This is a genomic window from Burkholderia sp. Bp9090 (genome assembly GCF_003857985.1).
Classification (GTDB): domain Bacteria; phylum Pseudomonadota; class Gammaproteobacteria; order Burkholderiales; family Burkholderiaceae; genus Burkholderia.
In genome coordinates this window covers 1-25450 of the sequence record NZ_QTPV01000022.1, presented here as the reverse complement: position 1 = coordinate 25450, position 25450 = coordinate 1, and the positions used below count along the sequence as shown (strand labels likewise).

24 protein-coding genes and 1 tRNA gene are annotated in these 25450 nt (G+C 65.6%); 15 read left to right on the top strand and 10 right to left on the bottom strand.

All coding sequences use genetic code 11. The annotated features are described in order from the left end of the window. The first annotated feature begins 62 nt into the window (after positions 1-62). From DIE16_RS20285 to DIE16_RS20250, 7 genes are all read left to right on the top strand, one after another. Positions 63-1430, top strand: coding sequence for a sensor histidine kinase (locus DIE16_RS20285; protein ID WP_124667513.1), 1368 nt, complete (start codon positions 63-65; stop codon positions 1428-1430). A gap of 123 nt (positions 1431-1553) precedes the next feature. Beyond that, positions 1554-2231 carry a response regulator gene (locus tag DIE16_RS20280; RefSeq protein ID WP_044845185.1) on the top strand — a complete coding sequence of 226 codons (678 nt, stop codon included), beginning with the start codon at positions 1554-1556 and terminating at the stop codon, positions 2229-2231. A gap of 256 nt (positions 2232-2487) precedes the next feature. Beyond that, entirely contained in the window at positions 2488-3618 is a 1131-nt protein-coding gene (locus tag DIE16_RS20275) for a porin (protein ID WP_124486784.1), read from the top strand. Positions 3619-4250: 632 nt separating this feature from the next. Further along, complete coding sequence (locus DIE16_RS20265; protein ID WP_124893307.1) at positions 4251-4673, top strand: hypothetical protein; 423 nt, start codon at positions 4251-4253, stop codon at positions 4671-4673. Further along, positions 4670-4951 carry a hypothetical protein gene (locus DIE16_RS20260; protein WP_124893306.1) on the top strand — a complete coding sequence of 94 codons (282 nt, stop codon included), beginning with the start codon at positions 4670-4672 and terminating at the stop codon, positions 4949-4951. Before DIE16_RS20265 ends, DIE16_RS20260 begins: the two co-directional genes overlap by 4 nt. A 375-nt stretch (positions 4952-5326) precedes the next feature. Beyond that, on the top strand, positions 5327-7345 hold the full coding sequence (locus DIE16_RS20255) for a site-specific DNA-methyltransferase (protein WP_124893305.1): 2019 nt from the start codon (positions 5327-5329) through the stop codon (positions 7343-7345). Then, on the top strand, positions 7345-10380 hold the full coding sequence (locus DIE16_RS20250; protein ID WP_124893304.1) for a type III restriction-modification system endonuclease: 3036 nt from the start codon (positions 7345-7347) through the stop codon (positions 10378-10380). The genes DIE16_RS20255 and DIE16_RS20250 overlap by 1 nt, the downstream gene beginning before the upstream one ends. A 259-nt stretch (positions 10381-10639) precedes the next feature. On the opposite strand, the gene DIE16_RS20245 is transcribed toward DIE16_RS20250, so the two are convergent. The 6 genes from DIE16_RS20245 to DIE16_RS36655 form a co-directional block, all read right to left on the bottom strand. Beyond that, the gene (locus tag DIE16_RS20245; protein WP_124667511.1) at positions 10640-11029 is read right to left on the bottom strand and encodes a hypothetical protein; all 390 of its coding nucleotides are present in this window, start codon (positions 11027-11029) and stop codon (positions 10640-10642) included. A 222-nt stretch (positions 11030-11251) separates the two neighbouring features. Further along, positions 11252-11506: a hypothetical protein gene (locus DIE16_RS20240; RefSeq protein WP_124893303.1), complete on the bottom strand. Its 255-nt coding sequence runs from the start codon at positions 11504-11506 to the stop codon at positions 11252-11254. A gap of 56 nt (positions 11507-11562) precedes the next feature. Continuing rightward, positions 11563-11865, bottom strand: a complete 303-nt coding sequence (locus tag DIE16_RS20235) for a hypothetical protein (protein WP_044845179.1) — start codon at positions 11863-11865, stop codon at positions 11563-11565. A 282-nt stretch (positions 11866-12147) separates the two neighbouring features. Next, on the bottom strand, positions 12148-13161 hold the full coding sequence (gene egtD, locus DIE16_RS20230; RefSeq protein WP_124893302.1) for an L-histidine N(alpha)-methyltransferase: 1014 nt from the start codon (positions 13159-13161) through the stop codon (positions 12148-12150). Continuing rightward, a complete protein-coding gene (gene egtB / locus DIE16_RS20225; RefSeq protein WP_124893301.1) occupies positions 13145-14383 on the bottom strand; it encodes an ergothioneine biosynthesis protein EgtB in 1239 nt (412 codons plus the stop codon). The genes egtD and egtB overlap by 17 nt, the downstream gene beginning before the upstream one ends. An 11-nt stretch (positions 14384-14394) precedes the next feature. Continuing rightward, complete coding sequence (locus DIE16_RS36655; protein ID WP_185735490.1) at positions 14395-14670, bottom strand: hypothetical protein; 276 nt, start codon at positions 14668-14670, stop codon at positions 14395-14397. Positions 14671-14969: 299 nt separating this feature from the next. Between DIE16_RS36655 and DIE16_RS20215 the strand changes: the two genes are divergently transcribed. Then, positions 14970-15446: a carboxymuconolactone decarboxylase family protein gene (locus DIE16_RS20215; RefSeq protein WP_124893300.1), complete on the top strand. Its 477-nt coding sequence runs from the start codon at positions 14970-14972 to the stop codon at positions 15444-15446. Next, positions 15446-16327, top strand: a complete 882-nt coding sequence (locus tag DIE16_RS20210) for a sigma-70 family RNA polymerase sigma factor (RefSeq protein WP_124893299.1) — start codon at positions 15446-15448, stop codon at positions 16325-16327. Before DIE16_RS20215 ends, DIE16_RS20210 begins: the two co-directional genes overlap by 1 nt. Positions 16328-16556: 229 nt before the next feature. Here DIE16_RS20210 and DIE16_RS20205 read toward each other — a convergent pair. Next, positions 16557-16633: transfer RNA gene (locus DIE16_RS20205), tRNA-Val, on the bottom strand. A gap of 356 nt (positions 16634-16989) precedes the next feature. Here DIE16_RS20205 and DIE16_RS20200 point away from each other — a divergent pair. The 4 genes from DIE16_RS20200 (at position 16990) to DIE16_RS20185 (ending at position 20767) form a co-directional block, all read left to right on the top strand. Next, entirely contained in the window at positions 16990-17925 is a 936-nt protein-coding gene (locus DIE16_RS20200) for a glycosyltransferase family 2 protein (protein ID WP_044845175.1), read from the top strand. Between the two features lie 138 nt (positions 17926-18063). After that, on the top strand, positions 18064-19572 hold the full coding sequence (locus DIE16_RS20195; RefSeq protein ID WP_260434418.1) for a hypothetical protein: 1509 nt from the start codon (positions 18064-18066) through the stop codon (positions 19570-19572). 71 nt (positions 19573-19643) lie between these two features. Beyond that, positions 19644-20432, top strand: coding sequence for a bifunctional 2-polyprenyl-6-hydroxyphenol methylase/3-demethylubiquinol 3-O-methyltransferase UbiG (locus DIE16_RS20190; RefSeq protein ID WP_124486772.1), 789 nt, complete (start codon positions 19644-19646; stop codon positions 20430-20432). Next, entirely contained in the window at positions 20429-20767 is a 339-nt protein-coding gene (locus tag DIE16_RS20185) for an EamA family transporter (protein ID WP_124486771.1), read from the top strand. The genes DIE16_RS20190 and DIE16_RS20185 overlap by 4 nt, the downstream gene beginning before the upstream one ends. 1092 nt (positions 20768-21859) lie before the next feature. On the opposite strand, the gene DIE16_RS20180 is transcribed toward DIE16_RS20185, so the two are convergent. After that, complete coding sequence (locus tag DIE16_RS20180) at positions 21860-22621, bottom strand: anti-sigma factor (protein WP_124486770.1); 762 nt, start codon at positions 22619-22621, stop codon at positions 21860-21862. Then, complete coding sequence (locus tag DIE16_RS20175) at positions 22618-23136, bottom strand: sigma-70 family RNA polymerase sigma factor (RefSeq protein ID WP_124520413.1); 519 nt, start codon at positions 23134-23136, stop codon at positions 22618-22620. Before DIE16_RS20175 ends, DIE16_RS20180 begins: the two co-directional genes overlap by 4 nt. A 159-nt stretch (positions 23137-23295) precedes the next feature. Here DIE16_RS20175 and DIE16_RS20170 point away from each other — a divergent pair, with 159 nt between their 5' ends. Both DIE16_RS20170 and DIE16_RS20165 read left to right on the top strand, forming a co-directional pair. Next, positions 23296-24384 carry a catalase family peroxidase gene (locus DIE16_RS20170; RefSeq protein ID WP_124667504.1) on the top strand — a complete coding sequence of 363 codons (1089 nt, stop codon included), beginning with the start codon at positions 23296-23298 and terminating at the stop codon, positions 24382-24384. Continuing rightward, complete coding sequence (locus tag DIE16_RS20165; protein WP_124486767.1) at positions 24381-24914, top strand: cytochrome b; 534 nt, start codon at positions 24381-24383, stop codon at positions 24912-24914. Before DIE16_RS20170 ends, DIE16_RS20165 begins: the two co-directional genes overlap by 4 nt. A 260-nt stretch (positions 24915-25174) precedes the next feature. Here the strand turns inward: DIE16_RS20165 and DIE16_RS36910 are convergent. Continuing rightward, positions 25175-25450 (bottom strand): hypothetical protein (locus DIE16_RS36910; RefSeq protein WP_221625272.1); only part of this gene is annotated, 276 nt, incomplete at its 5' end.

Here is a 25450-nt window from a genome sequence, read left to right as displayed (position 1 = left end):
ATCGAATGACACGCCCGAACCGCGCCGGTTACCCCGGCGCGGTTCGGCATTGAGGAGACGGAATGGCGCACAGCCTGCGCGGGCGGCTCTTGTGGTGGCTGCTGCTGCCGCTCGCGGCTTTCGTGCTGATCGCGGGCGCGATGTCGTACGACACCGCGCGGCGCACGGCCGGGCTCGTGCAGGACAGCGCGCTCGTCGCGTCCGCGCGCACGATCGGCGAGGACGTCGAATGGCGCAACGGGCGGCCGGCGGCCGACGTGCCGCCGGCCGCGCTGGAGATCTTCGAATCGCCGTCGGGCGATTCGGTGTTCTACAAGGTGATCGACGGCCACGACCGGCTGCTCGCGGGCAACCCGGCGCTCGCGCTGCCCGGGCGGCACGGGGTCGAGCCGACGCTGTACGACACGTCGCTCGACGGCGTGCGGCTGCGCGCGGCCGCCTACGACCGCCAGCTGTACGACGAGGGGCAGATCGAGACGGTCACGGTGATCGTCGCGAAGACGACGCGCTCGTATGACGCGATGGTCGCGACGATCTGGCGGCCGCAGCTCGTGCGCCTGTCGCTGATGCTGGTGCTCGCGATCGTGCTCGTCTATCTCGGCCTCACGCTCGAGCTGCGCCCGCTGATGAAGCTGAAGGACGACGTCGCCGACCGCGGGCCGATGGAACTGGAGCCGATCCGCCCGGAGCGGCTGCAGCACGAGCTGCGGCCGATCGTCGACGCGATCAACCAGTGCATCGCGCGGCTCAATACGCACACGGCCACGCAGCGCCGCTTCATTGCCGACGCCGCGCACCAGCTGCGCACGCCGATCGCGGTGCTCGACACGCAGATCCAGTACGCGCAGCAGCGCGACCACGACGATCGCGAGCTGGCGTCGGTGCTCGACAGCATGCAGCGCAGCAGCCGCAAGATGGCCGACGTGACCGACAAGCTGCTGCTGCTCGCGCACGCGGAAGCGACGCCGTCGACGCTGCTCACGCATCGCGTCGATCTCGCCGCCGTCGTATCGAGCGTGCTCGAGGAAACGATCGTGCTCGCGCAGCAGCGCGACATCGACCTCGGCGCCGATCTCGGCGAACGGCTCGACGTCGCGGGCAGCGACAGCCTGCTGACCGCGCTGGTGATGAACCTCGTCGACAACGCCGTGCGCTATACGCAGCCGGGCGGCTGCGTGACGGTCGCGGCACGGCGCGACGGCGCCGCGGTCGTGCTGGAGGTGGTCGACAACGGCCCCGGCATTCCGGCCGAAGCGCGGCCGCACGTGTTCAAGCGGTTCTACCGCGTGTCGGCCGACACCGAAGGCTCGGGCCTTGGCCTCGCGATCGTCCGCGAGATCGCGCAGGCGCACGGCGGCAGCGCGTCGCTCGCGCCGGGCCCCGGCAATCGCGGTATCGTCGTGACCGTGCGGCTGCCCGCGTACGATTGAAGCGTGCGCCCAAAACCGGTCGCTGCGCGCCAGGCCCCCCAAGGGGACCATCACCCAAGGGGACTTCCGGCGGGGCGGGAAACTTGGGGCGGCCCGGCGTTTCCTTGAAGAGATGAAGTCGCCATGAAACTCCTGCTGGTCGAAGACAACGCCGAACTCGCGCACTGGATCGTGAACCTGCTGCGCGGCGAGGATTTCGCGGTCGACTGCGTCGGCGACGGCGAGCGCGCCGATACCGTGCTGAAGACCGAGCGCTACGACGCGGTGCTGCTCGACATGCGGCTGCCTGGCATCAGCGGCAAGGAAGTGCTCGCGCGATTGCGGCGCCGCAACGACAACGTGCCGGTGCTGATGCTGACCGCGCACGGCTCGGTCGACGACAAGGTCGACTGCTTCGGCGCGGGCGCCGACGACTACGTGGTCAAGCCGTTCGAATCGCGCGAGCTGGTCGCGCGGATCCGCGCGCTGATCCGCCGGCAGGCCGGCGTCGGCACGACGCAACTCGTGTGCGGCGATCTCGTCTATGCGTTCGGCACGCGTGAATTCCGCTGCGGCGACACGGTGCTCGCGCTGCGCCGCCGCGAGCATGCGATTCTCGAAACGCTGATGCTGCAGCAGAACAAGACGGTATCGAAGGCGCGGCTGATGGACAGCGTGTTCGCGCTCGACGACGAGCCGAGCGCGGATGCGATCGACATCTACATCCACCGGCTGCGCAAGCATCTCGCGCTCAGCACGGCCGAGATCATCACGCTGCGCGGGCTCGGCTATATCCTGCGCGCGAAGACCGCGCAGGACTGACGGCGCGGCCCGCGGCATCGATTCGCAGCACGTAACGTTGTTTTGGCAGCCCGCGGGCTGCCCGCCTGCCCGATTCCCGATTATTGCGATTTCGGTGTTTTCACCGATCCGATTCTTTCCTCCGGGAAAGCGGCGTGAAGGATTGCCCCCTCTACGATGCTATGCGTCGACCCTCTCGCTGTGGTCGGCAACAATCGGCATACATTACGTACTGCCAACAAACAGATTTCAATGCGGCAGCTCGGAGGAGACGATCTTGAAACGAAAAACCCTTGCCCTTTCCATCGCGGCGGCAGGCCTGTGCGCCGGCACCCAGGCGCAGGCGCAGTCGAGCGTGCAGCTTTACGGCCTGATGGACCTGAGCTTTCCGACCTACCGGACCCACGCCGACGCCAACGGCAACCATGTGATCGGCATGGGCAACGAAGGCGAGCCGTGGTTCAGCGGCAGCCGCTGGGGCCTGAAAGGCGCCGAGGACATCGGTGGCGGCACGAAGATCATCTTCCGCCTCGAAAGCGAATTCGTGGTCGCGAACGGCCAGATGGAAGACGAGGGCCAGATCTTCGACCGTGACGCCTGGGTCGGCGTCGAGGACGAGCGCTTCGGCAAGCTGACGGCCGGCTTCCAGAACACGATCGCGCGCGACGCGTCGGCGATCTACGGCGACGCGTACGGCTCCGCGAAGCTGACGACCGAGGAAGGCGGCTGGACCAACTCGAACAACTTCAAGCAGATGATCTTCTACGCGGCCGGCCCGACCGGCACGCGCTACAACAACGGCGTCGCGTGGAAGAAGCTGTTCAGCAACGGCATCTTCGCGAGCGCCGGCTACCAGTTCAGCAACTCGACCTCGTTCGCGACCGGCTCCGCATACCAGGTCGCGCTCGGCTACAACGGCGGGCCGTTCGCCGTGTCGGGCTTCTACAACCACGTGAACCACAACGGCTTCAGGAACCAGACGTTCTCGGTCGGCGGCGACTACGCGTTCAGCATCGTGCGCCTGAATGCCGGCTACTTCCGCTACAACGGCGACCAGGGCGCGCTCGGCCAGCGCCACGACGATTCGTGGACCGTGTCGATGAAGATCGCGCCGAAGGGCGCGCTCGACTACGAGCTCGGTTATCAGCAGATGCGCATCAAGAACGCCGCGTACAACGCCGACGGCTTCACGCCGAACGCGAACCTCGGCGCGTTCAGCCTGACCAACGGCGTCGGCAACGGCTTCAAGGAGACGATCTACGGGTCGGTGTTCTACCACCTGAGCAAGCGCACCGAGGTGTATCTGGCCGGCGACTACATGAAGCTGCATGGCGGCTACAAGGTGTCGTCGACGTTCGGCGCGAAGAACCAGCTCGAACTGACGTCGGGCATTCGCACGCGCTTCTGACCCTGCGCTCGGTCCCCGGGCCGACCATTCGACGCGGGCGCTTATCCCGTCTGCTTCGATTTCGTTCTTCCCCTCGGCACGGCCGGCGCTTCGCGCCGGCCGTGCCTTCTTGCGTTCGGCCATTCCTGTCCCGGTCGGGATTGGATAAAACACGCGGTCCTCTTCTGCAAGCTCCAGATTCAAATGTGAAATCGATGATCGGGGCGAGCGGCAAACGGAATTTTGAAGATCCGGCAGATAGTCCCCGCGCAGCAATTGTCATATTCAGACTCGTCCGATGGCGATGCCGTCTCCTAGCGGTTAGAGTTCCGCAGCGATATTCGCAACCGATTCGCAGCGAGGATATCCTTGACGCCGAGCACGACCTTTTCATGCCATAGACCAAAGCACAGCGCTCGCGAATAGCTTCGCTTTCGAGAGAACATGCACGCCATCGGCGAACCAAGTCGGTTTCTACTGCGGAGAACCTTCACGTCTTTCTTGCTGGGTAAGGAATAGGTACATGATGCGACGAATCGCCGTTGTCGGCGACAAACTTGCAACTGGTGGGGAAATCCTCCCTTATAGCGGCCCCGTCTTTGCAATAGGCGACGCGGGGCACCAGGTCGCGCTGATTGGCGGGACTGCGTGGTGTGAAGCGTGCCAGTCGCGCTCATGAAGAGTACGTAAAAATAGACAGGCATACTTATTTTTATGGTGGTGTCGTCGATTTGACCAACGGCTCAATACGAACCAACGGAAACTTGTGGCGTGACAACCTGGGCCTGGTGCTCAGCGTATCTCCGGCCGAAAAGGAAAAGCTCAAACGCGAGCTGGAGCGACGTGTCGGTGTGGATCGAGCATTCAGGCTGAGACATCCGAAGGAAAGCACGTACAGCTTGTTTGCCAATAGTTGCTCAACGAATGTGGCCGACGTTCTCGAATCTATTGGTATTTTGGCTCATGATCCGCGTTGGCTTCCAACACCGGTCACACCCGCCGAACTGGATGCCGTGCTGCAGAAATCGAAGCGTCTCGCAAAAAAGAATCATTATCCGAAGCAGGCGAACCCGTGAAGCGACGCTACCTTTTCGTTGGCCTGTTCCAGTTGTTTTTGATTCTTCTTTCCGGCTGGCTAAGACGAACGTCGTGGAGTCAAATTGACTTTGCCGGTGACACGTGGCCCTCGAGCGTGCAACTTTCGTTTTACTGCCTGGTGGGGTGGCTGGTAACGATTGCCTCGGCAATCTGGTTTGCGGTGCATGACAAGACGAACAGATCAATGGTCGTCCTGTTCCTCGTTGTTCTGCTGCCGTCAATTGAATTCCTCTTGTGGTTTGCACTGAGCTTTTGATGGCAAACCAGTGAGCGAGTAGCGTGTTTCAATCTGCCGACCACCGAGGCCAGCAGGAAAAGTCCAGGACATTATGCGAAGCGTTGCCACCTGACTGCTGACGACACACCGCGCGTCATGAGACCATAACGGGATCGAACCCCGATTAGTTCTGGCCGACCTTTATCCGCGTCACGTCCACTCCCGGTGCAACAACGCATCTCACGTCCTCATCGTCCGCCCGACGGGCGATCCGGCCTGCTGCGCCCGCATCCGGGCAATCGTGGTGCTTGACCTGCGCCGACCGACTCGCTAGCGTTTCGGGTTTGCCCGGGTGGCCATTGCCGCCGGTGCCGTGAGTGCGCCCGACGTCCTGGCGCACGCGGCCGGGCTCCGATGGAAAAAACGATGCAGAAACTCGATGCGGCGAGCCCGCAGGCGATGTCGACGGATTTCACCGCCGACAACGTCGCGCGCCTGAAGGCGCTGTTCCCCGAACTCGTGACCGAAGGCCCGGACGGCGCGTCGGTCGACGTCGACGTGCTCAAGGCGCTGGTCGGCGAGCGCACCGTCGGCGACGCCGACGAGCGCTACGGCTTCCACTGGCACGGCAAGCGCAGCGCGCGCCAGGCCGCGCTCACGCCGTCGACGGGCACGCTGCGTCCGTGCCCTGCCGACAGCGTCGCATGGGACGACACGCGCCACCTCGTGATCGAGGGCGACAACCTCGACGTGATGAAGCTGCTGCACAAGAGCTACGCGGGCAAGGTGAAGCTCGTCTACATCGACCCGCCGTACAACACCGGCAGCGATTTCGTCTATCCGGACGACTTCAGCGACAGCATCCGCCACTACCTGGCGATGACGGGCCAGACCGAAGGCGGCGTGAAGCGCAGCACCAACACCGAGGCGAACGGCCGGTTCCACACCGACTGGCTGAACATGATGTATCCGCGCCTGAAGCTCGCGCACGCGCTGCTGTCCGACGAAGGGCTGATTGCCGTGCACATCGACGAGCACGAGGTGCATGCGCTCGTGCTGATGCTGCGCGAGATCTTCGGCGAGGAGAACGAGCTCGGCGTGGCCGTGTGGGACAAGCGCAACCCGAAGGGCGATGCGCGCGGCGTCGCGTACCAGCACGAATCGCTGGTGCTGTTCGCGCGCAACGCCGAGACGCTGCTCGAGCAGGCGCCGCTGAAGCGCCCGAAGCGCAACGCGCAGCGCATGCTGGATGCCGCGCACGACGCGGTGTACCGCAGCGGCAACGCGAAGGACGCGCAGAAGGCCTACCGCGCGTGGATGAAGGCGCAGACCAACCTGTCGGGCGGCGAGGTGATGTACGACCGGCTGTCGGCCGACGGGCGTGTGTACCGCCTCGTGTCGATGGCGTGGCCGAACAAGAAGAAGGCACCGGACGAGTATTTCACGCCGCTGATCCACCCGGTCACCGGCAAGCCGTGCGCGATGCCGGCGCGCGGCTGGCGCAACCCGCCCGCGACGATGCAGGCGCTGATCGAGCGCGGCCAGATCGAATTCGGTCCGGATGAAACCACGCAGCCGCAGCGGATCTACTACCTCGACGAGAACATGTACGAGAACGTGCCGTCGGTGCTGCCGTTCGCCGGCTCCGACGACGCGCTGCTGAAGACGCTCGGCATCCCGTTCGACCAGCCGAAGCCGGTCGATTTCGCGGCGGCCGTGATCGGCTGGTGCACGCGCGGCGACGACATCGTGCTCGACTGCTTCGCCGGCTCCGGCTCGACCGGCCACGCGGTGATGCAGGTGAACGCGACCGACGGCGGCGCGCGCCGCTACATCCTCGTGCAGCTGCCCGAGGCGCTCGACCGCCGCGACAAGACACAGCTCGCGGCCGCCGATTTCTGCGCGAAGCTGAAGAAGCCGCTGACGCTCGCGGAAATCACGAAGGAACGCCTGCGCCGCGCAGCGCAGCAGGTCGCGCGCGACTTCCCGGAAAGCTATGGCGACCTCGGTTTCCGCGTGTACCGGCTCGATACGACCAACGTGATCGAATGGGATCCGCGCCGCGACGACTTCGACCACGCGCTGTTCGCCTCCGTCGAGCACGTGAAGACCGGCCGCAGCGAGGACGACCTGCTCGCCGAACTCACGTTGAAGCTCGGCCTCGATCTGTGCACGCCGGTCGAGCATCACCCGGTCGCGGGCAAGACCGTGCACCTGATCGGCCGCTCGATCGTCGCGTGCTTCGACGCGCGCATCGCGCGCGACGACGCGGGCCCGCTCGCCGACGGCATCGTCGAGCTGCTCGACGCGACGGGTGCCACGCGCGACGTCACGTGCCTGTTCCGCGACAGCGGCTTCGTCGACGACGTCGCGAAGCTCAATCTCGCCGCGCTGCTCGAACAGCACGGCGTGAAGCGCGTGCGGAGCCTGTGATGCGGCTGCATTTCGAAGCGGATCTCGACTACCAGCGCGAGGCGATCGACGCCGTCTGCGACCTGTTTCGCGGCCAGGAATCGTATCGCGGCGACTTCAGCGTGCTCGCGAACGCCGCGCCCGGCACGACGGCCGCGGCGCAAGGCTCGCTCGGCTTCGCGGTGTCGGAGCAAGGTGTCGGCAACCGGCTGTCGCTGACCGACGACGCGCTCGCGCGCAATCTCGCCGACGTCCAGCTGCGCGGCGGGCTGCCGCCGTCCGGCCAGCCCGGCTCGCGCGACTTCACCGTCGAGATGGAGACCGGCACCGGCAAGACCTACGTGTACCTGCGCACGATCTTCGAGCTGAACCGCCGCTACGGCTTCACGAAGTTCGTGATCGTCGTGCCGTCGATCGCGATCAAGGAAGGCGTGCACAAGACGCTCTCGATCACCGAGGATCATTTCCGCGCGCTGTACGCGGGCGTGCCGTACGACTACTTCCTGTACGACTCCGCGAAGCTCGGCCAGGTGCGCCACTTCGCGGCGAGCGCGGCGATCCAGATCATGGTGATGACGGTCGCCGCGATCAACAAGAAAGAGATCAACAACCTCTATAAAGACAGCGAGAAGACCGGCGGCGAGAAGCCGATCGACCTGATCCGCGCGACGCGGCCGATCGTGATCGTCGACGAGCCGCAAAGCGTCGACGGCGGGCTCGAGGGGCGCGGGCGCGAAGCGCTCGCCGCGATGGCGCCGCTCTGCACGCTGCGCTATTCGGCCACGCACGTCGACCGTCACCACATGGTGTACCGGCTCGATGCGGTCGACGCGTACGAACGCAAGCTCGTCAAGCAGATCGAGATCGCGTCGGCGATCGTCGAGGATGCGCACAACAAGCCTTACGTGCGGCTCGTCGGCGTGTCGAACCGGCGCGGCGCGATCAGCGCGCGCATCGAGCTCGACGTCGCGACCGCGGCCGGCGTGAAGCGCCAGATCGTGACGGCCACCGACGGCGACGATCTCGAGCGCCTGACCAGGCGCGCGTTGTACGCGGGGCTGCGGATCGGTGAAGTGCATGCGGTGAAGGGCGCCGAGTACGTCGAGCTGCGCCATCCGGAAGGCGAGGCGTTCCTGTCGCTCGGCGAGGCATTCGGCGACATCGACACGCTCGCCGTGCAGCGCGAGATGATCCGCCGCACGATCCGCGAGCATCTCGACAAGGAATTGCGCCTGGCCGAGCGCGGCGTGAAGGTGCTGTCGCTGTTCTTCGTCGATTCGGTCGAACGCTATCGCCGCTACGACGAGAACGGGATGCCGGTGAAGGGCGACTACGCGCTGATCTTCGAAGAGGAATATGCGCGCGCGGCGCGCGTGCCGGCCTACCGTGCGCTGTTCGACGGCGTCGACGTCGCGCTCGAAGTCGAGCGCGCGCACAACGGCTACTTCTCGATCGACCGCAAGGGCGGCTGGACCGACACGAGCGAGAGCAGCGCCGCGGCCCGCGAGAACGCGGAGCGCGCGTACGGCCTCATCATGCGCGAGAAGGAAGCGCTGCTGTCGTTCGACACGCCGCTGAAGTTCATCTTCTCGCACTCGGCGCTGAAGGAAGGCTGGGACAACCCGAACGTGTTCCAGATCTGCACGCTGCGCGACATCCAGACCGAGCGCGAGCGTCGCCAGACGCTCGGCCGCGGGCTGCGCCTCGCCGTCGACCAGGACGGCGAACGCGTGCGCGATCCGGGCGTAAACACGCTCACCGTGATCGCGACCGAGCGCTACGAGTCGTTCGCGGAGAACCTGCAGAAGGAAATCGAGGCCGATACGGGCATCCGTTTCGGGATCGTCGAGGAACACCAGTTCGCGGCGCTGCCGGTGCAGGAAGGCGACGGGCCCGCGCATGCGCTCGGCATCGAGCTGTCGCGCGTGCTGTGGACCCATCTGCACGAGCAAGGCTACGTCGACGCGCAGGGCAAGGTGCTCGACCGGCTGAAGGATGCGCTGCGCCAGAGCGCGCTCGTGCTGCCCGCGGCGTTCGAGACGCTGCGCGCGCCGATCGTCGCGACGCTGCGCAAGCTGTCGGGCCGCTTCGCGGTGCGCAATGCGGACGAGCGGCGCGCGATCGCGTTGCGGCGCGACGCGTCGGGCAAGGCCGTCGTGTTCGGCGACGACTTCCGCGCGCTGTGGGACCGCATCCGCCATCGCACCGTGTACAGCGTCGAGTTCGACAACGCGAAGCTCGTGCGCGACTGCACGGCCGCGCTGCGCGACGCGCCGGACATCGCGCGCGCGCGGCTGCAGTGGCGCAAGGCCGAGATCGACATCGGCAAGGCCGGCATCGAGGCGATCGAGGTGGCCGGCGCCGGCACGGTGCTGATCGACGAAGGCGAGCTGCCGCTGCCCGACCTGCTCACCGAACTGCAGGACCGCACGCAGCTCACGCGCCGCTCGCTCGCGACGATCCTGGCCGACAGCGGCCGGCTCGACGATTTCCGCGTGAATCCGCAGCAGTTCATCGCGGTGGCCGCCGATGCGATCAACCGCTGCAAGCGGCTCGCGCTGGTTGCCGGCATCGCGTACCGCAAGCTCGGCGAGCGCCACGTGCATGCGCTCGAGTCGTTCGAGAGCGAGGCGCTGACCGGTTATCTGCGCAACCTGCGGCCGGATGCGCGGAAGTCGATCCACGAGGCCGTCGTGTGCGAGACCGACGCCGAGCGCGCGTTCGCCGATGCGCTCGAAGCGCACGACGGCGTGAAGCTGTACGCGAAGCTGCCCGCATGGTTCCGCGTGCCGACGCCGCTCGGCAGCTATCACCCCGACTGGGCGGTGCTCGCGGAGCAGGATGGCGGCGAGCGGCTGTACTTCGTCGTCGATACGCCGAATGCAGACGGCGACGTGACGAGCGAGCACGAGCGCGCGAAGCTCGCGTGCGGCGAAGCGCATTTCCGGGCGCTGGTGGACGGCGGGGCGGCCGCGCGGTTCGTGCGCGTCAGGCAGGCCGACGCGTTGTTCGAGCCTGTTGCAGCCGTCGCGCCGCTGGCGGGCGCGGGGCGCTGAAACGAAGGGCGGCGACGAGCCGCCCTTTTTTCATGGCGCGGGCCGCGGCGCTGCTGCGATGCCCGCGTATGGGGAGCGAATCCGCCTGTCATTCGCGTGAAAGCGGTTCGTATTCTGGCGCGTTCGTGCGTGCGGTTACGGCTGGTTGCAAATCGGGGTCGATGCGCGACGAGCAACGCGACACACCGCGGCGCCCCTTGGTCCGCTGGCAATGAAAAAGGGCGCCGAAGCGCCCTTCTTCCGCATGCGTGCGCCGCGCTTACAGCGTGTGGCCGAATGCATTCCGATGCGCGTGGCGCGTGGACTTCGATGCATGCGCGGTATGCCCGTGCGAGCGCCCGTGACCGCTGCCCGGCTGCGCGCCGGCACGATCGGCGATCGAATCGGAGCGGTCGGCTGCGCGCGACAGGCCCTTGTCGCGGTCGCCCGCGTGCATGCCGTTCGAGTTGCTCAGCGCTTCACCGCTCATGTGGCCGGCGGACATGCCGCCCGCATTGGCACCCATGCCGCCCATCCCGCCGGCACCATGGCCGCCGCCGTTGCCACCACCACCGCCACCACCATTGCCGCCGCCCGCCGCTTGCGCGGAAACGGCGCCGAGTGCGAGCAGCGCAGCTGCGAGCACGGACAGATATCGTTGCGTTTTCATTGTTTGCTCCCTGGAGCGCGTTCGAGTGACTGCATTCTAGGTACGCGCGCGCTTCGTGCGGCGCGGCGTTGTAAATGATCGTAACGGCGCGTGCGGCGCGGTTTCGTCGGATCGATCCGCCGGCGTTCGGCATGCTTGATGAACCGGCCGGTCGGCCGCCACCCGACAAGGGAAACGAAAGGCGGAGACGGCGCGATCGCGCCGTTCCGCCGGTGGCTACGCTTACTGCGCCGGCTGCACGCCCTGCGCTGCGGCCTTGCGCTGCGCGGCCAGTTCCTGCTCGTGTTTCTTCGCCATGTGGCGGCCCACGATACAGCCGCCGACCGCGCCGACCACGGCGTGATGTCCCGCGTAGTGGCCGGTGACGCCGCCCACCACCGCGCCCTTCATGCAGCCCGCCGCGTGCGCGCTGCCGATCGTTGCGAGCGCGACGACGGCGGCCGCCGCGCTATACCTGATGTGTCGAATAGGCATCATGCAATCACGCTCCTCTCGTCGTCGTGCTCGGTGTCCTCGTGAACCGGTTGCCCGGTTCAGTTCCAGCGGCCGCGCCAGCCGTCGCCGTCACGCCAGCCGCGCTCGCGCCACTCGTGCTCGCGCCATTCACGACGGCGCCATTCATGTTCGCGCCATTGACGCTCACGCCAGTCGTCATCGCGATAGTAGCCAACCGGCGCGTACGTCACCGGCGGCGGCGCGACGTAGACCGGCGCCGGCGCCGCATAGACGCCCGGCACACCGATGCCGACCGACAGGTCGACGTGGGCCGATGCGACGCCCGAAGCTGCCAGCGCCGCTACGCCGAGAACTGCACCGAGAATAAGTTTCTTGCTCATTTCGCGACTCCCTGCACGTGTCGTGCGTCATGTGACTACGGTTCGGAGTCTAGGCACCACGGGCGGACACAGGTGAAACCGGTATGCGAGACCGGTAACGGACGTTTACGGAGGGGCGCGAAGCCTTGCGGGACAAGGGTGACGAGCGATTCGACACGCCGTTGCAACGACGCATCGAATCGGGAGAGTCGGGAAATTTTGCCGGCGCGCGGGCCGGCGACGCAGACCGCATGCGTCCCGCGCGCACGCCGCGCGAGCGGATCGCGACGACTCGCGACGACGCTACGCGCGGATATCGTCGACGCTGCGCAGCCAGTGCACGCTGAACAGGTGGTCCGCGTCGGTCCACACGGTGTCGGGCTCGAAGCCCGCACGCCGCGCGATCGCCTGGAAGCCGTCGATCGTGAACTTGTGCGAGTTCTCCGTGTGGATGCGTTCGCCGGCCTCGAAGCGGAACGCGTGGCCGCGCACGTGCACCGTCTGCGCGATATCGCTGACGAGATGCATCTCGATGCGCTGCAGCTCACGGTCGTAGAACGCGCAATGCGAGAACGCGTCGACATCGAAATCCGCGCCGAGCTCCGCGTTCGCGCGGGCGAGCAGGTTCAGGTTGAACTGGGCGGTCACGCCCTGCGCGTCGTTGTACGCGTGATGCAGCGTGCGTTCGTCCTTCACGAGATCCGCACCGACCAGCAGGCCGCCGCCGCGCAACAGCCGCGCGGCGTCGCGCAGGAACGTATCGGCTTCCTCCGGCGAGAAGTTGCCGATCGTCGAGCCGGGAAAGAAGCCGATGCGCCGGCGTGGCGTGCCGGTCAGCTCGGCCAGCTGCTCGGCCTTCGTGTAGTCGGCCGCGAGCGGCGCGACGTCGAGCCACGGATACGCGGCACGCAGCCGCGCGGCCGCGCCGTGCAGGTAGTCGGCCGAGATGTCGATCGGCACGTAGCGCGCCGGCGCGTTCGCGTAGTTGTCCGCGCACGCGTCGAGCAGCACGCGGATCTTCTCGAGCGAGCCCGCGCCGAATTCGACGATGTCCGCATGCGGGCCGACGCGCCGCACGATCTCGGCCGCGCGATCGCGCAGGATCCCGAGTTCGGTCCGCGTCGGGTAATACTCCGGCAGTTCGCAGATGCGATCGAACAGCGCGGAGCCGGCCGCATCGTAGAAGTATTTCGGCGGAATGCTGCGCGGCGTGCGCGACAGCCCATCGATCAGGTCGCGCTCGAACGCGCTCGGCCGCGCATCGCGGGCGGGTTGCAGGCCACCGCTCGTGGCCGTCAGATCAGACGTCTCGCGCAAGTCGCACTCCCGTGAATTGCCAGCGCGCGGCCGGCGGAAAGAAATTGCGGTACGTCGGCCGTTCGTGCCCCGGCGGGGTCGCGATGCTGCTGCCGCGCAGGACTTGCTGGCCGACCATGAACTTGCCGTTGTATTCCGCGGCGACGCCTGCGAGCGGCCGAAAGCCCGGATACGGCTCGTAGGACGAACGCGTCCACTGCCATACGTGCCCGAGCATCTGCGCGATGCCATCCGCGCCGAACGCGGCCTCCCATTCGAATTCCGTCGGCAGGCGTGCGCCGGCCCATTCCGCATACGCCGCCGCCTCGTAGAAGCTCACGTGACACACGGGCGCATCGGGCGCGAGTGGCTCCGCGCCGTGCAGGCCGAACGCGCGCCAGGCGTGTGCGGCTGCCGGATCACCGTCGTCGCCGGGAATCCAGTACGCGGGCCCTTGCCACCCTTCCCGCTGCACCGTCGCCCAGCCGTCGGACAGCCAGTATTCGGGGCGTGCATAGCCGCCATCCGCGATGAAGGCCGCGAATTCCGCATTCGTCACGAGACGGTTCGCGATCTCGCACGGACGCACGAGCGCGGTATGGCGCGGCCGTTCGTTGTCGAACGAGAACGCGGCGCCATCGTGGCCGATCTCGACGAGCCCGCCCGGCTGATGCAGCCAGCGCAGCGGGCCGGCATCGCCCGCGGCCAGGGCGGCGTGCCCGGCGTGAGCATTGGCGCCGCTGCGCGGCCGGAACGCGGGCTTCAGCGGGTTGCACGAGAACGCGTGCAGCATGTCCGTGACGATCAGTTCCTGATGCTGCTGTTCGTGATGCAGGCCGAGCTCGATCTCGGGCGCGATCGTGGCGAGCAGCGCCGGATCGGCGCCGTCGAGCGCGCGCAGCATCGCATCGTCGACGTACTGCCGGTACGCGTGCACCTCATCGAGCGACGGACGCGTGAGCAGCCCGCGCTGCGGCCGCGGATGACGCGGGCCGAGCGCTTCGTAATAGGAATTGAAGAGGAACTGGAACGCGTCGTCGAACGGCGCGTAGCCGCGCACGCGGCGCATCAGTACGACGGTTTCGAAGAACCAGGTCGTATGTGCGAGATGCCATTTCACCGGACTCGCGTCGGGCATCGACTGCACGGCCTGGTCTTCGGCGGACAGCGTCGCGGTCAACGCGATGCTATGGGCGCGCACGTCCTGGTAACGGCGCTGAAGCTGGGATGCAAGGAGGCTCATCGGTTTACCGTTCACGTCGCGATTCGCTGCGTTGCGTTGCCGGAAAAAGGAAAGCCTTGCGCTGGGATGCGCGCGGCTGACGTGCGACCTTCATTGCTGCGTCGTCGGGCAGCCGGCGCGCGCGCCTGGCCGCTGGTGCGGCGTGACTTCATCTGCCCGTGCAGAACAGTATGGGCCAGAAATGTGAAGGTCGCGAATCGCATTTCGGGTGAAACGAGCGCGAAAGAAAAATGAAAGCATCGACCATGCGCGGAGCGGCGGCGTGACGAACCGTCGATGCCCGTCATGACGGGGGCTCGGAGGGTGAGCGCAATGTGCATGCCCGCGGGTTCGCCATGCCGACGCCTCATGACATCCACGCCGGCGTCATGAAAGATCGGATGACACGGGTTCGCCATGGGAGCGGCGCCATGGAATTGAAATCGGCACGGGTCCGCGCGTCGGTGTCGCGGACCTCGACACCGCCGTTCAACCGCTCTGCCCTCCGCGCGCTTCCCCGTTTTTGAAAATTTTTTTGCGTCGATGTCACAGGGGCGCAGGGCTCGCTCGTCATATCGCCGGAACCCACACGAAAGGAGAAGGAACCATGACTGCGAAACTCAATCCGTTTGCCGCCGCGCCCGCACTGATGAAGAACTGGATGGCCGTCTCGGTCGCCGCTGCCGGGAGCCTCGAGCCGACACTGATCGAGTTGGTCAAGATCCGCGCGTCGCAAATCAACGCGTGCGCGAACTGCCTTAACATGCACACCGTCGAGGCGCGCGAGCAAGGCGAGACCGAGCAGCGCATCAACCTGCTGGCCGCATGGCGTGAAGCGCCCTGCTACACCGACCGCGAACGCGCGGCGCTCGGCTGGACCGACGCGCTCACGCGGCTTTCAGAAGGCCATGGCGCGCACGAGGCCGCGTATGCGGTGCTGAACGACCACTTCAGCCAGGAGGAACAGGTGAAACTCACTGTGATGATCAACGTGATCAACGGCTGGAACCGGCTGGCCGTCGGCTTCGGGCTGTGGATCGATCCCGCCGAGGCGAAGGCCGCTGCCGCGAAGATGGTGGCGTGATGACCCACCTCGATCCGGCCGCCGGCAGCGCCGCAGACCGGGCCGACGCAGCGGCGAGCTTCGACCCGCTGCGTCGGACGCTGATGCGCGTCGCGTACCGGATGCTCGGTTCCGTCGCGGACGCCGAGGACATGGTGCAGGAGGCGTTCATCCGCTGGATGGACGTCGATCGCACCGAGGTGCGCGTGCCCGAGGCGTTCCTGCGCCGCATGGTGATGCGCATGTGCCTCGACCAGCTGAAGTCCGCGCGGCACCAGCGCGAGACCTACATCGGCCCGTGGCTGCCCGAGCCGGTCGTCGAGGAAGATGAACAGGAGGACGTCACGCTGCCGCTGATGCTCGCGCTCGAACGGTTGTCGCCGCTCGAACGTGCGGCGTTCCTGCTGCACGACGTGTTCGGCCTCGCGTTCGACGAGATCGCGACGACAATCCAGCGTGACCCGGCCGCCTGCCGGCAGCTCGCCGCGCGGGCGCGCACGCATGTGCGCGAGGCGCGGCCGCGGTTTCATGTCGAGAAGCAGCGCGGGATCGAGCTGGCCGAGGCGTTTTTCGCGGCGTCACGCAGCGGCGACATGCGCGCGCTCGGCGCGATGCTCGCCGAGGACGTGAGCCTGCATTCTGACGGCGGCGGCAAGCGCACGGCCGCGGGCAAGCCGGTGTTCGGCTTCGAGCGCGTGATGAAGGTGCACGCGTACCTCGCCGAGCTGTTCGCCACGCATGCGTCGAAGCTCGTGCGCGCGGGGTTCGTCAACGGGCTACCGGGGTTCGTCACACTGGAAGCGGATGGCGAGCTGCAGACGACGGCTCTCGAGATCGAGGACGGGAAGGTCGTCGCGATCTATGTCGTGCGGAATCCTGACAAGTTGAGGCATCTGCATTGAGGGGTGGCGGATGGGCGCTTTGCGCCCGCTTCCCCTGCTCTGCGTTCTGCTTTGCCGGCTGCCGGCTGCTTGTTGCGCGTGGATCGTATACGCTGCACCTGCACATGCCTGCGCAGTTTCGGCCGCAAAAAGAAAAACGCCACGCGATGTTGCCGCGTGGCGTTTGTATGTTGGCGAGCCGGATTGCCTGTAGGCAATGCGAGCTGCCAGACCCCTTCATTTTGTTCGTTGGTAGGCTCGATTGGATTCGAACCAACGACCCCCACCATGTCAAGGTGGTGCTCTAACCAACTGAGCTACGAGCCTAAGAAGCCGCGAATTATAGAGAGGGTTTTGGAGGTGCGCAAGCCCCTTCGTGAAAATTTTTTGAATCGGGGAGGATGCGTTGGGGGATCGTCCGGCGCTCGAGCGCAGACCGCAATCGCATCCGGGTTCATCCTCACTGCGACGTCTCACCGGGCCCGGGTACGTTCCGTCATAATGGATTCGTCGCGAATCCGGGGCCGGGGGTTGCGAACGACAATCAAGAGCAGGAACCGGCCCGATCCGGTCACGGGGAACAGGCGCGCGCGATGCACGATCCGCGCGCCACCTTGCATGAACCAGTAGCACCTCGTGACGACGGCAGACCGCAACGTACGCGTAACGATATCGGGGTGGGTATGGTCGCGCTCAATCTGGTAATTCCCTGCTTCAACGAAGAAGCCGTGTTGCCGGAAACCGTACGCCGGCTCACGATCCTGCTTGATCAGCTTACCCGCGACGGCATCATTGACGGCGCGAGCGGCGTGACCTTCGTCGACGACGGTTCGCACGACCGGACCTGGTCCCTCATCGAAGGCTTCCATGCCGCTGATCCACGTATCCACGGCCTCAAGCTGTCGCGCAACCACGGGCACCAGAACGCATTGCTTGCCGGGCTCATGAGAGTCAACGGCGACGTGCTGATCAGTCTCGACGCCGATCTCCAGGACGACCTCGACGCGATTCCGCGCATGCTGCGCGAATACCAGTCCGGCGCCGAGATCGTATTCGGCGTGCGGCAGCGTCGTGACAGCGACGGCTTCTTCAAGCGCGTCAGTGCGCGCGGCTACTACCGGCTGCTGCGCCGCTTCGGCGTCGACATCTTGCCGGATCACGCGGACTTCCGCCTGATGAGCCGCCGGGCGATCGAAGAATTGCGCGGCTTCCGCGAGGTCAACCTGTTCCTGCGCGGCATCGTGCCGCTGCTGGGCTTCCGTACCGCGATCGTCCGGTACGACCGGCAGCCGCGCTTCGCCGGCGAAAGCAAGTACCCATTGGCGAGGATGATCCTGCTCGCGTCGGACGGTGTCGCGTCGTTTTCGACGAAGCCGCTGCAATGGAGTGCGTACGTTGGCGCGCTGCTCGCGCTGGCCTCGACCGTGTTCGGCATCTGGGCGCTGTCGATCCGGCTGTTCACCGACCGTTCGGTGCCCGGTTGGGCGTCCACCGTGATCCCGATGTACTTTCTCGGCGGCCTGCAGTTGCTGTTCCTCGGCGTAATCGGCGGCTATGTCGCGAAGATCTATTCGGAGACGAAGCAGCGCCCGCGCTTCATCGTCGAGAAGACGCTATGACGGGCCATCGGTCCTGTCGCGCAACGACCCGGTGCCGGGCCGGCGGCGGTCTCTCACGCGGGGGCTCGTGCAATGGATGACAGCACGGTAAGCGGCCGCTTGCCGCGTGCGTGGCCATATCGCACAGCCGATCGCACGTTGCGCGCATTGTTCGTTGCGACGGTCGCCGCCGCCGGCCTGCTGTTCTGGCTCGCGCCGCACCCGCCGATGGTCGATCTTCCGCAGCATGCGGCGCAGGTCGCCACGCTGCGCGACCTGCTGCGCGGCCAGTCGCCATGGGCGCCATTGCTGCGGATCAATCTGTTTACGCCCTACCTGCTCGGCTATGGCGCGGCAGCGCTGCTTTCGTTCGCGATGCCCGTCGCGGCTGCGTTCAAGGTCATGCTGACCCTGTCGTTCTATGGTTTCGTCGCCGCGTACCTCGCGCTGCGCCGGCGTCTCGGTACGGACCCGCGCCTCGACTGGCTGTGCGTGCCCGGATTCTTCGGCTTCGCATACGAGTTCGGTTTCTACTCGTACCTCGTCGCCGTACCGGTCGCGATGATCTTCCTGGCGCTCGCGCTCGACTATGCCGGGCGGCCGACAGCCCGTCGCGGCGCAATGCTGGTGCTCGTGAATCTCGCGCTGTTTTTCTCGCACGGACTACTCTTCGTGTTCGCGAACGCGATCGGCGTGCTGTTCCTGCTCGTGCGCCTGCGCACGACCAGCATGTTGCCGCGCGTGCTGCTCGCCTCGTGGCCGTATGCGATCCTCGCCTCCGTCACCGTGCTGTACGCGGCGTTGCATCGTGACGTCGATCTGACGCCGATGTATCCGTTTACCGTGATGTGGGGGATCAGCCCAGTCGTGCGCGTGTTCGCGGCCGTGCTCTATCCGTGGGGTGTCGCCGGCGACAGCCGTTCGCTGCTGGCATTCCTGCTGATCGCTGCCGCACCGTTCCTGATGGCATCGATACCGAACCGGCAGGTCGCCGCCTATGTACCGGCGATCATCGTGACCATCGTCTGGTTTACCGTGCCGCTGTTCGCGATCAATACGTTTTTCCTGTATCCGCGCTTTGCGCTGTTCCTGTTTCCGTTTTATGCGCTGATGTTCCGCGCGCCCGCACCGATGGAACCCGGCCGACGAATGCCGCAACTCGCGCTGATGACGCAGTTGCTCCTTGCCGTGGTCTGCGCTGGTTTCATCGTTCAGCAAGGTGTCCGCGCGCTGCGCTTCGCCGACGAGAGCGCTGATTTCGACGTGGTTGCCAACGCGATCGAACCCGCACAGCGCGGCCTTGCGATCATCGTCGACAGGACGAGCCCGGGTGCCGGCAACCCGTATGCCTACGAGAACTTCGCGCTCTGGTATCAGGCCGAGCACCGCGGATTCGTCGATTTCAATGCCGCGCGGTTCCCGCCGCAGATCGTCCGCTTTCGGCTCGACCGGCTGCCCGGTGTCGGGCCGTCCGACGTCTCGCCGCTGCCGCTGTACCGGCACTTCGACTGGCAGCGGCACCAAGGGCGCCTGTACCGGTATTTCTTCGTTCGCGCCGAGACACCGCTGCCGGACACGTTTTTCGCCAATCCGGACTGTCGCGTCGTGCGCGTGAAGACGGCGGGCGAATGGTCGGTGTACGAGAAGCAGGCTTGTCGGGGCGATTGATTGCACTGCGTCGCGTGCGGTGCGATGCGTCGCGCCACGTCGTGCACCGATCGCGCCATCGGGAGATTGCAATGTCACCTGGATTCATCGCGGACGATACGCCGCGCTCGTATGACGAGATCTTCTACCGATACCAGCGCGAGGGATCGGCGCGGTCGGCGCATGGCGTGCTGCCCGGCGTCAACGCGCTGCTGAAGCCTGCAAGTATCCTCGACGTCGGTTGCGGTGCCGGAGCATGGCTCAGCGTGCATCGCCAGCTCGGCGTGCAGGACATCACCGGCATCGACGGCGACTATGTCGATCGTTCGATGCTGATGGTCGACCCCGCCGATTTCGTACCGGCCGATATTTCGAAGCGCTTCGATCTCGGGCGATCGTTCGATCTCGTCCAGTGCCTCGAAGTCGGCGAGCACGTGCCAAAGGCATCCAGCGAGGCACTCGTCGACAATCTCGTCCGGCACGGCAAGCGCGTGCTGTTTTCCGCCGCCGTGCCTGGCCAGGGTGGCGAGAACCACATCAACGAACAGCGCTACGAATTCTGGCGCGACCTGTTCGCGCGCCACGGCTACCAGCTGTTCGATTTCGTCCGGCCGATGATCGCCACGGACATGCGCATCGAGCCGTGGTACCGCTACAACCTGCTCTTTTTCGCTGCCGCCGACGAAGCGGAGTGGCTGCCGGACGCGATCGGACAACACCGCGTCGACAGCCGTTCGGGCATACCGGATGTGTCGCCGCCCGGCTACAAGGCGCGCAAGTTGCTGCTGCGCTGGTTGCCGGTGCGCGTGAAAACCGGCATCGCCATGCTGAAGAGCCGGATGGTCGCCAACCAATTGAAGCGCCACGAGGAACACCGGTGAAACTGTCCGTCTACGTGCTCATTCTGGCCGGCGTGTTCCTCGCGGCAACCGGCCAGGTCGCGTTCAAGATCGGTGCCGACGGCCGCCATGCATTGACTGAATTCATCAATGCGTGGGTCGCGCTCGGGTTGCTCTGCTACGGCGCAGGCACGGTGCTCTGGATCTTCGCTTTGAGCAAGACCGGGCTCACCGTCGTGTATCCGTTTACCGCGCTTACGTTCGTGCTCGTCTTTCTGGCCGGAATCGTGTTCTTCGGCGAGCGTGTGTCGTATGCGCAATGGGGAGGCGTCGCGATGATCCTCGGCGGGCTGTATCTGATCGCCATGGTTCGATAGCGGGGCGGACTGGCGCTGCAACTTATCCACAGCGCGCTATGGATAACCGTCCGGCAAGCCTCTGGATTCACAGTGGAACGATTGAGGATATGTCGACGCGACTGTGAATCGACGGAAAGTTGTTCTGTGATGCACAGCGATTCTCCTGTGCATCGCCTGTGGTTATGCATTCCACTTCATGCTGAAAATTCAGGGCGTTACGGAAGTTATCCACTGTGAGGCTGCGGGCTTGTTAACTATCACTACGTATATATACGAACTCTGTTAACACCTTTGGATAAGCACAGTCCGTCGACTGTGCTCCGGGCGGGATATGCACTGCGTGCGGTGGATGGATCAAGCGAAGCCGAAGCCGGTGACCGCTCGAACGCTCGTATCGGTAGAATCGCCGGGGTTCGGGATCGTTGTCGGTTCAAGGGCCAGCGATTCAACGTGAAGTTCGATCCCGACGATCGATGAACGCTCCCGTCAATGAGATGCTGGTGATGGATATTGCTGGCTGCGTCGTGGGTGCTCATGACCGATGCGGCTGCACAAGGATCCGTTATGACAACCACGCCACCGTCGTACGACATGACGGACGACACGACGCTGGAGTCCGTGCGGCCGTGGCGCCCGATTGTCGCGTGTGGACAACCGGCACGCAAAACAATCAGGAACGCTGTGTGCCCCCTCGGGAACACATTGATTCGAAGCGCTCACGCGCATGCGAACACCCCGTGAGCGGCCGAATCGAAATCCTGTGTACCAGCTCGGCGAGGGCGATGTGGATATCGCGACCCAAAGACACTCGAAATACTGTGCAGGCCGAAGGTGAGTGATTCAACCAGAGGCGGCATGCCGAGCCGTCGCGGCCGATGTGGATATCCTGCGTCCAGAAGACGCCAAACCCTGTGACGTCGGAACCGAAGAGGGTCTACCCATCCGGGAACGCACCGCGACGAGGTTCGCGGTGTGGACAACCACCACGAAAGCGAATTTAAACGCTGTGGCCCCGAACGGTGAACGTGCGTGCTTTCAGGCTTGTCGAACCGCATCGGACGGACCGCAGTCAGCGCACAACGGCCACCAACGGACAGCGTATCGTCCAGCTCAAATCTGCTGATCGAGCGCCCTCACGACCGCGTGCTCACCAAGACTATCCACAGGCCCGACCACCGCGAAGTTGAGCCCATTCACCGACCCATACCGCGCCAGCAACGACCCATCCACGCGTTGCCCGGCCGGCAGCAGCCGATGTTTCGATTCCGCGGGCCGGAGATAGAAGCTCAGCGTCCGCCCGGCGTCGTCCTCATAGAGCACCATCGCGGCCGTGGCCCCACTATCCGTCGTAAACAACCGCCCGCCAACCGGCCGGAACCCCGCCGCACTCAAATCCGGCAGCCTGGCCGATGCCCCCACGCGCCGGGTGAGCCAAGTTTGCAAATCCTTCGCACCCGTCGGCCGGAAATCCACCTTCGCGGCCTGATCGACCACCATCATCCGGTAAGCCTCGACCGCATCGCTCATCGGCGCAATCGGCGGCGCCGCGTTCCACCCACGCGCCTGCCACCCGCCAAACGTCCCGAGCCCGATACAGAACACGAACGACGCCGCCATCGCGAACCGCACCCGCGAGCGCTCCGCACGCTTCGCACGAATCGCCGCCGGATCCAGCGCAGGATTCTCGCCGGGCATCCGCACGCCTTCGAGCGCGGCCCGCAACCGCTGCGCATCCTGCTGCCAGTGCTTCACCTGTTCCGCGCTCTCCGGATGCAGCGCGAGATATCGCTCGACCGCGGCGCGCGCATCGTCGTCGAGCTGGCCGTCGACATAGGCCTGGAGATCGTGTTCGTCGGGACGGAGCGTATTCATTTCATCAAACGGAGAGAAGGAGCGGGAAGCTCGCCGTCGCTGAGCTGGCGCAGCGCCTGGCGGGCGCGGGAGAGTCGCGACATCACGGTGCCGATCGGCACATCGAGCAGGTCGGCGACTTCCCGGTACGTGAAGCCCTCGACCGCGACGAGCAGCAGCAGGCTGCGCTGCTCGTCGGACAAACGGCCGAACGCTTCGAGCGTCGCGCGCGCGGCCACCTCGCGTTCGGCCGACGGCCAGTGCGCCTCGTCGTCGTCGCGAATGCGGCCGAGCAGCCACGCATAGCGCTTTGCGCTGCGTTTGCCGTCGAGAAACTGCCGGTAAAGGATCGTGAAGAGCCAGCTGCGCAGCGACGCGTCGTCGCGGCGGCTCGCCCAGCGCGACAGCGCACGCTCGAGCGTCGACTGGACGAGATCGTCGGCCGCGTGGACATCACGTGCCAGCCAGAGCGCGAAGCGTCGCAGCCTGGGGATGAGTTCGCGTAATGCGTCGTCGTCGGGGGCGTTTGAGGGCATGGCCGGGGGGCGCGAGCCGATAAGCGTGGAGATGCCGCGTAGGACGCCGGTCGGCGCCGCTTATTCCGTCAGCATACGAAAAATTTCTTCATGGAATAAAGCGGCGCGGGTGGCGTCCTACACGCGTTCGACAATGATCTGACGATCGGGAGTGCATCCATGAAGCAATCATCCTCTTCTTCACCGCCGCGCGAGCCTGGGCGCGGATGGTGGCGCTGGGCCGTGATCGGCGGCGCGGTGGCCGGCGTGGCCGTGGCGTTCGGGTATGTCGGCGGCTGGCTCGCGCCGGCGCGTCTGACCCCGCACCGGCTCGTCGACGCGCTGCAGACGGCCGGCGGCGAGCATCCGGGTTTCCGGCGCAATCACGCGAAGGGCGTGTGCGTGACCGGTTACTTCGAAGGTAACGGCGCCGCGAGCGCATATTCGGTCGCGCCGTTCTTCAAGGCGGTGCGCACGCCGGTGGTCGGCCGCTTTGCGCTGCCGGGCGGGAATCCGTATGCGCCCGACAGCAGCGTGCCGATCCGCAGTCTCGCGCTGAAGCTCACCGCACCGGACGGCCAGCAATGGCGGACCGGGATGAACGCGATGCCGGTGTTTCCGGTGGCGACGCCGAAGGCGTTCTACGCGCAACTGCTCGCGACGCAACCGGATCCGGCGACGGGCAAGCCCGATCCGGCAAAGGTGAAGGCGTTTTTCGGCGCACATCCGGAGACGGCCGCGTTCCGCGCCTGGGTGAAGGGTGCGAAGCCGAGCGCGAGCTACGTCACCGAAAGCTATTACGGGCTGAACGCGTTTTACTTCGTCGACGCGGCCGGCAAGCGCCAGGCGGTGCGATGGCGCGTCGTGCCGGAGCAGACGGCGGGCGCCGGGGACGTCGCGACGGCCGCGGATCCGAACGTGCTGCAGCAGGACCTGACGCGGCGCATCGCGGACGGCGCGCAGAAGTGGAAGCTGCTGGTCACGCTGGCGGAACCCGGCGACCCGGTGGACGACGCGACGAAGACCTGGCCCGCGCAGCGGATGACGATCGACGCGGGCACGCTCGTGCTCGATCGCGTTGAGCCGCAGGACAGCGGGCCGTGCCGGGACGTGAATTACGACCCGACGGTGCTGCCGCAGGGGATTCAGGTGTCGGGGGATCCGTTGCTGGCGGCGCGGTCGGCGGCTTATGCGGATTCGTATCTGCGCAGGACGAGTGAAGAGGCCGGCGTGGCCGGCGCGGCGCGATTGAGTGCGGAGGGACGATGATGAAGGCTGCTACGACGTTTGGCTTGCCGGCGAGGCTGCTGCATTGGGTGATGGCCGCGATGATCCTCGCGATGCTGTTCATCGGGGTAGGGATGGTGGCGTCGGTTTCCGGGCGGCACGATTTCCTGGTGGCGTTGCACAAGCCGCTGGGGATTGCCGTGCTGGTGCTGGTGTGTGTGCGGATCGTGGTGCGGCTGTCGTCGAAGCCGCCGGCGTTGCCTGAGGATTTGCCTTGGTGGCAGAAGGTTGCCGCGCATGGGTCGCATCTGGTGCTGTATGCGCTGATGCTGGCGATGCCGCTGATCGGGTGGGCGATGCTGTCGGCTGGCGGGTATCCGGTGACCTTGGGCGGCGGCGTGCAGTTGCCGGCGATCGTTGCGGCTGATCCGGTTGCGTTCGCCTGGCTCCGGGTCGCGCATCGCGTGCTGGCCTATCTGTTCTTCTTGACGTTCCTCGCGCACTTCGCGGCGGCGCTGTATCACGGACTGATTCGACGGGACGGCGTGGTGAGAGCGATGGTTGGGCGGTAATCGACAGAAGATTGAGTTCGCTGCGGCGGGGCGGTTCACGGGCGACCGAGGCTGCTCTTGCCGTGCCGCTTATATATGACCAATGGGGAGGCTCACCGGTCCTCGGCACTGCACGTCAAAAATATTTCACAAAAGGGGTTGCGGAGACCGGGGCAGGTGCTTAGAATCACGCCTCTTTCGCGCTAACGGAAACGCAGCGCGGGGGAAGAAAGGAAGCGGTGCTGTTGAAGTCGGTTTTATCGACTCCAGTGCATACGAAATTAAACCGCAGTCGTCGCAACGAAGTAGTTAAAAAAGTTGTTGACGAGTTTTAAAAAACGGTTGATAATCTCGCTTCTCTGCTGCTGAAAACGCGGCGCTGCTGAGAAAACCTCCGGGTCCTCGCAGAAATGCTCTTTAAAAATTAACAGCCGATAAGTGTGGGCGCTTGATGGCAGCGAGCTGATCCTTGGATCAGATGGCGAAAGTATCAAGAGTCTCACACTAAAGTAAGTCAGGTTTATGAAGTGATTCATATTCCTGTCAGCTTTGAGTGA

Bases quoted from the DNA above. Each gene is read 5' to 3' on its own strand.
- DIE16_RS20200 (WP_044845175.1), top strand. From the start codon at position 16,990: ATGGTCGCGCTCAATCTGGTAATTCCCTGCTTCAACGAAGAAGCCGTG.
- DIE16_RS20165 (WP_124486767.1), top strand. From the start codon at position 24,381: ATGATGAAGGCTGCTACGACGTTTGGCTTGCCGGCGAGGCTGCTGCAT.
- DIE16_RS20170 (WP_124667504.1), top strand. From the start codon at position 23,296: ATGAAGCAATCATCCTCTTCTTCACCGCCGCGCGAGCCTGGGCGCGGA.
- DIE16_RS20235 (WP_044845179.1), bottom strand. From the start codon at position 11,865: ATGAGCAAGAAACTTATTCTCGGTGCAGTTCTCGGCGTAGCGGCGCTG.
- DIE16_RS20245 (WP_124667511.1), bottom strand. From the start codon at position 11,029: ATGAAAACGCAACGATATCTGTCCGTGCTCGCAGCTGCGCTGCTCGCA.
- DIE16_RS20190 (WP_124486772.1), top strand. From the start codon at position 19,644: ATGTCACCTGGATTCATCGCGGACGATACGCCGCGCTCGTATGACGAG.
- DIE16_RS20280 (WP_044845185.1), top strand. From the start codon at position 1,554: ATGAAACTCCTGCTGGTCGAAGACAACGCCGAACTCGCGCACTGGATC.
- DIE16_RS20240 (WP_124893303.1), bottom strand. From the start codon at position 11,506: ATGATGCCTATTCGACACATCAGGTATAGCGCGGCGGCCGCCGTCGTC.
- DIE16_RS20215 (WP_124893300.1), top strand. From the start codon at position 14,970: ATGACTGCGAAACTCAATCCGTTTGCCGCCGCGCCCGCACTGATGAAG.
- DIE16_RS20255 (WP_124893305.1), top strand. From the start codon at position 5,327: ATGGAAAAAACGATGCAGAAACTCGATGCGGCGAGCCCGCAGGCGATG.
- DIE16_RS20210 (WP_124893299.1), top strand. From the start codon at position 15,446: ATGACCCACCTCGATCCGGCCGCCGGCAGCGCCGCAGACCGGGCCGAC.
- DIE16_RS20180 (WP_124486770.1), bottom strand. From the start codon at position 22,621: ATGAATACGCTCCGTCCCGACGAACACGATCTCCAGGCCTATGTCGAC.
- egtB (WP_124893301.1), bottom strand. From the start codon at position 14,383: ATGAGCCTCCTTGCATCCCAGCTTCAGCGCCGTTACCAGGACGTGCGC.
- DIE16_RS36655 (WP_185735490.1), bottom strand. From the start codon at position 14,670: ATGACGGGCATCGACGGTTCGTCACGCCGCCGCTCCGCGCATGGTCGA.
- DIE16_RS20175 (WP_124520413.1), bottom strand. From the start codon at position 23,136: ATGCCCTCAAACGCCCCCGACGACGACGCATTACGCGAACTCATCCCC.
- DIE16_RS20285 (WP_124667513.1), top strand. From the start codon at position 63: ATGGCGCACAGCCTGCGCGGGCGGCTCTTGTGGTGGCTGCTGCTGCCG.
- DIE16_RS20250 (WP_124893304.1), top strand. From the start codon at position 7,345: ATGCGGCTGCATTTCGAAGCGGATCTCGACTACCAGCGCGAGGCGATC.